A 5,475-nucleotide genomic window follows, 5' to 3' on the forward strand; every position below is an offset into this window, starting at 1 on the left:
CCCACTAAGTTACAAACCTCGCGCCGCGATTAAATTGCCCCTAGTTTTAACAAATAGCAATCTGCAAAGATTAACAGACCTTGATTATGTTAAATTAAGCTTCGTTTTATTTATTTAATGACATGATGGGTATTATTTAAATTAATACCCAGCTGCTTTTGCACAGCATAGCATGTTGAACCACTAGCCCAATACGGTTTGAATTGGTAAAATATCGCAAACCAAATGTATTCAATAGAGGCACAAGATGGGCAGAGCATTTGAAGTCCGCAAAAGTTCGATGGCTAAAACCGCCAACGCAAAAACTAAAGTAAATTCAAAGTATGGTAAAGAAATTTACGTTGCAGCCAAAAGTGGTGAACCCGACCCCGATGTAAATCAAACATTGCGCCGCTTAATTGAAAAAGCCAAAAAAGACCAAGTTCCTGCGCACGTAATCGAAAAAGCAATTGAAAAAGCAGCCGGTGGGGCAGGGGAAGATTACTCTTCAGCCCGTTACGAGGGTTACGGCCCTGGTAATTGTATGGTGATTGTTGACTGTTTAACCGACAACCCAAACCGCACAATTAAAGATGTACGCTTACCGTTTACTAAAACAGACTCAAAAATAGGTACGCCTGGGTGTGTTGCACATATGTTTGATCACCTTGCTGTTTTAGGATTTGCAGGCGATGACGACGAAGTTGTGTTAGAAGCGCTGATGATGGCTGACGTTGATGTAACCGATGTAGAAGCCGAAGATGGCAAGGTATCGGTGTTTGCACCGCATACTGAGTATTTTAAAGCTAAAACGGCACTGGAAGAGGCATTTGAAGGCATTAACTTTGAAGTTGATGAAATTACCTTTGTGCCACAAGTACATGTTGAAATCACTGATGAAGAAGTCATTGCCAACTTTGATAAATTTATCAATATGCTTGAAGATTGCGATGACGTACAAAATGTTTATCATAACGCGACTATTAAAAATTAATTCGTAGTTTTAACTAGGCGAATTTTAGCTACTTTGCCGCTTAATAAAACAAAAAGCGCGTTTTGTGTAGGCAAAACGCGCTTTTTTAGTGTTAAATAAATGTCAGCTATTCAGCTAGGTTATGGTGCTGTGCTTTATATTTCAAGCGGTAGCTGTGTAGTAGCGGCTCTGTGTAACCGCTAGGTTGACTAACCCCTTCAAATACCAGTGCTAAAGCAGCTTGATACGCAATACTTTTAGCTAATGTCTGCTCATTAGTTGCCATTGGCGTGTAAAGGCTGTCATGCTCGTTTTGGCCATCAACAACCTTAGCCATTTTTGCCATCACTTTTTGTACTTGCTCTTTGCTACATACACCATGATGTAGCCAGTTGGCGATATGTTGGCTTGAAATACGTAAGGTGGCTCTGTCTTCCATTAAACCAATATGATTAATGTCAGGCACTTTAGAGCAGCCTATTCCTTGGTCAATCCAACGTACTACGTAGCCTAAAATACCTTGCGCGTTGTTTTCAAGCTCGCTTTGAATATCTTCTTTTGATAGCGTTTCAGGGTTTGGCATGAGCGGCGGTGTAAGTAAGCTCTCTAGGCTTGCTATTTGACGCGTGGCAATGCTTTGCTGCAGGCTAAATACATCAACATCATGATAATGCATTGCGTGTAATGTGGCGGCAGTAGGAGAGGGCACCCAAGCGGTATTTGCGCCAGATTGAGGGTGCGCTATTTTTTGCTCCATCATCATCGCCATTTTATCTGGCATTGCCCACATACCTTTACCAATTTGCGCTTTATGGCTTAAGCCACAGGCTAGGCCAATATCAACGTTGCGATCTTCGTAAGCGCTGATCCAAGGCTGTGCTTTAATAGCCGCTTTTGGCAGTACCACACCCGCTTGCATTGAGGTATGAATTTCATCACCGGTGCGGTCTAAAAAGCCGGTGTTAATAAATACAACACGCTCTTTAGCAGCATGAATACAGGCTTTTAAGTTGGCTGATGTTCGACGTTCTTCATCCATAATGCCCATTTTAAGGGTGTTTTTAGGCAAGCTCAGTGCCTCTTCAACCATACCAAATAAAGTATTAGCAAAGGCGACTTCATCAGGGCCATGCATTTTTGGCTTTACAATATTAATACTTTGCGCGGTTGAATTTTTAATCGTGTTTTTAGTGTTTAAATCGTGCAGTGCGGCTGTTGCGGTGAACATGGCATCCATAATGCCTTCAAACACATCATTGCCGCTTACATCGGTAATGGCTGGATTTGTCATTAAATGTCCCACGTTACGCACAAACATCATACTGCGCCCTTTGAGGGTCAGTTTTTGGCCATCAAGACCTGTATATTGTCGGTCAGCTTGTAACGTGCGGTCGACCATTTTGTCGCCTTTTCTAAACGTTTCAACCAAGTTGCCTTGCATTAAACCAAGCCAGTTTTTGTAAACTTGTACTTTATCTTCTGCATCCACTGCGGCAACCGAGTCTTCACAGTCCATAATGGTTGTTAGTGCGGCTTCTAGCACCACATCTTTTAACCCTGCTTTATCAGCTTGACCAATAGGGTGGTGATGGTCTATTTGCAGCTCAATATGCAATCCATTGTTTTTAAGTAAAATAACACTCGGGTTTTGTGCTTCACCTTGATAGCCAATCAGTTGATCAGGGTTTTTAAGTGTGGTGTGCGAACTGTCGCGCAGGGTAATAGCAAGGGCGCCGTCAACAATAGAATAGTTAGTACTTTCAATATGCGAGCCATTTTCAAGCGGTAATGCTTTGTCTAAAAACTGCCTTGCGTAAGCCATTACTTTAAAGCCACGAACAGGGTTGTATTGGCTGCCTTTTTCGGCGCCGTCGTCTTCGCTTAATACATCGGTTCCATATAAAGCATCGTATAACGACCCCCAACGTGCATTAGCTGCATTAAGTGCAAAGCGTGCATTACTAACCGGCACCACTAGCTGTGGCCCTGCAGTCAACGCTATTTCTGGCTCTACATTTTGAGTTTCAATACTAAAGTTTTCAGGCTCATCAACTAGGTAGCCAATATCTTTTAAAAACGCTTGATACTGAGCTTGGTCAGCATTTTTATTTGCAAGGTGGTAGTCATCAATTTGCTTTTGTAGCTGTTCACGCTTAGCCAGTAGTGACTTGTTCAATGGTGTAAGTGTTTGCACTATGTTGGCAAAGCTTTTCCAAAACTGGTGTTCATCAAGATGGGTACCAGGTAATAATTGTTTTTTAACAAATTCAGCAAGCTGCTTATCAACGCTGAGTCCTGAATGGGTGAGAGTGTGGCTCATAATTAATATCCTTAAACGGTCCGACAGTGTGCAATTTTTTATATGCGTACACCTACCATATCGCAAAAAAGTGGCTTTGAATGCTTTTTAGTTATTCACTATATGTATAGCCACAATAAAAACTATAAATTTACTAAATCTAAAAAATAAGCCTAATGTTTAATTAAGCGCTACAGAGCTAACGTGATGTAGTCACTCTCTCAACAATAAATATTAATACCCGTTCGAAGGACTTTATTATGACAACATATCAAGGCGAAACAGATACACTAGCAACATTATGCCAATCACAAGGCAGTGCATGGAAAACAATTAATCCTGAATACGCAACACGTATGCGTTTACAAAATCGTTTTCGCTCTGGTGTTGATATTGCACAATTTACAGCAGACATCATGCGTGAAGACATGGCTGCATACGATAAAGACACAAGCCAGTACACACAGTCTTTAGGTTGTTGGCATGGTTTTACTGCCCAACAAATGATGATGGCAATTAAGCGCCATCAAAAAACAACTAAGCGCAGTTACGTATATCTAAGCGGTTGGATGGTTGCAGCGCTTCGCTCTGAGTTTGGTCCTCTTCCAGATCAAAGTATGCATGAGAAAACATCAGTACCGGCACTTATCGAAGAAATCTATACCTTCTTAAAGCAAGCGGATGCACGTGAACTTGACCACTTATTTAATGAACTAGACGACGCAAAAGCAAACGGCGGCGACGTTCAAGCAGTACTTAACAAAATTGATAACTTTGAAACGCACGTTGTACCAATTATTGCTGACATTGATGCCGGTTTTGGTAACGAAGAAGCAACTTACCTGCTAGCTAAAAAGATGATTGAAGCGGGTGCATGTGCTATCCAAATCGAAAACCAAGTATCAGATGCTAAGCAATGTGGTCACCAAGCAGGTAAAGTGACGGTTCCACATGAAGACTTTTTAGCAAAAATTAATGCAGTGCGTTACGCGTTCCTAGAGCTAGGTATTGATAACGGTATTATCGTTGCGCGTACCGATTCACTAGGTGCAAGCCTTACGCAAAAAGTACCGGTTTCACAAAAACCAGGTGACTTAGCAAGCCAATACAATGCATTTTTAGAAACAACCCCAGTAAACAGTGTTGATGACTTAAATGAAGGCGAAACAGCAATGAAGCTTAATGGTCAGCTTTGTAAGCCAACACGCCTAGACAATGGTTTGTACCAGTTCCGCGAAGGCACTGAAAAAGACCGTGTAGTACTAGATTGTGTAACGAGCCTACAGTCAGGTGCTGATTTACTGTGGATTGAAACAGAAAAACCACATGTAAAACAAATTGCTGAACTCGTTAATCGCGTAAAAGAGCAAGTACCAGATGCTAAATTAGTATACAACAACTCACCATCGTTCAACTGGACGCTGAAGTTCCGTGAGCAAGTATACCAAGAATGGCAGGAACAAGGTCGTGACCTGAGCGCTTACCCAAGTCTTGATGATAACAAAGCGCTTATGGCTCCAGAAATGGATGCAACAGAGCTTGCAGCAGCCGCTGACTTATTAGTACAAAACTTCCAACGCGATGGTGCACGTGAAGCGGGTATTTTCCACCACCTAATCACGTTACCAACGTACCACACAGCAGCATTAAGCACAGATATTCTATCTGAAGGTTACTTTGGTGACTTAGGTATGCTGGCTTATGTACGTGATGTACAGCGTCAAGAAATCCGTCGTGAGCAAGCGTCTGTTAAACACCAAGACCTTGCAGGTTCAAACATTGGCGATACACACAAAGAGTACTTCTCAGGTGAGAATGCACTTAAAGCCGGTGGTGAAGCTAACACCATGAACCAATTTTAATTCAACTAGATAGTGTTACTTAAGGGCCGCAAGGCCCTTTTTTTATGCCTGCATAAAGGCAGAATTTAATAGATCAGTATTTTACTAGCCATTTGGCTAGTGAGATTTTTCAATGCAATGCAGGTTAAAAGTGTAAATAAATTTAAAGGATGTTTATGCTCGGCTGTGAGGGCTTGATAGTCTGGTTACGCTTTAACATGTATAAGCACGATAAATTAATTGTTTTTGCCGTATATAGATCAGAGTTTAACTAGGGTCTGTTGACCTTTCAAGGTTGAATTTGCAGCAGTCTGTTTGGTAGTTAGGAAAGGCAGAGCCTATGTGGTGTGGTTCTTCCCCATAAATAGGCGATAACGCAGAAT

Annotated in this window: 3 protein-coding genes; 2 read left to right on the forward strand and 1 reads right to left on the reverse strand. The window is 41.7% G+C overall.

Features of this window, described 5'->3' with window-relative positions; translation table 11 throughout:
• The first annotated feature begins 247 nt into the window (after positions 1 to 247).
• A complete protein-coding gene (locus CWC14_RS15295) occupies positions 248 to 973 on the forward strand; it encodes a YebC/PmpR family DNA-binding transcriptional regulator (RefSeq protein ID WP_013462824.1) in 726 nt (241 codons plus the stop codon).
• A gap of 106 nt (positions 974 to 1,079) precedes the next feature.
• Here the strand turns inward: CWC14_RS15295 and CWC14_RS15300 are convergent, their stop codons facing one another.
• Positions 1,080 to 3,272: a malate synthase G gene (locus tag CWC14_RS15300; protein ID WP_138563716.1), complete on the reverse strand. Its 2,193-nt coding sequence runs from the start codon at positions 3,270 to 3,272 to the stop codon at positions 1,080 to 1,082.
• A gap of 239 nt (positions 3,273 to 3,511) precedes the next feature.
• Here CWC14_RS15300 and CWC14_RS15305 point away from each other — a divergent pair, with 239 nt between their 5' ends.
• Positions 3,512 to 5,113 carry an isocitrate lyase gene (locus CWC14_RS15305; RefSeq protein WP_138563718.1) on the forward strand — a complete coding sequence of 534 codons (1,602 nt, stop codon included), beginning with the start codon at positions 3,512 to 3,514 and terminating at the stop codon, positions 5,111 to 5,113.
• Positions 5,114 to 5,475 lie beyond the last annotated feature (362 nt).

The organism is Pseudoalteromonas sp. S3260 (assembly GCF_005886925.1).
Classification (GTDB): domain Bacteria; phylum Pseudomonadota; class Gammaproteobacteria; order Enterobacterales; family Alteromonadaceae; genus Pseudoalteromonas; species Pseudoalteromonas tetraodonis.

What these genes read in the sequence shown, in the direction of transcription:
- CWC14_RS15295 (WP_013462824.1), top strand. Translation starts at nt 248, where the DNA reads ATGGGCAGAGCATTTGAAGTCCGCAAAAGTTCGATGGCTAAAACCGCC.
- CWC14_RS15300 (WP_138563716.1), bottom strand. Translation starts at nt 3,272, where the DNA reads ATGAGCCACACTCTCACCCATTCAGGACTCAGCGTTGATAAGCAGCTT.
- CWC14_RS15305 (WP_138563718.1), top strand. Translation starts at nt 3,512, where the DNA reads ATGACAACATATCAAGGCGAAACAGATACACTAGCAACATTATGCCAA.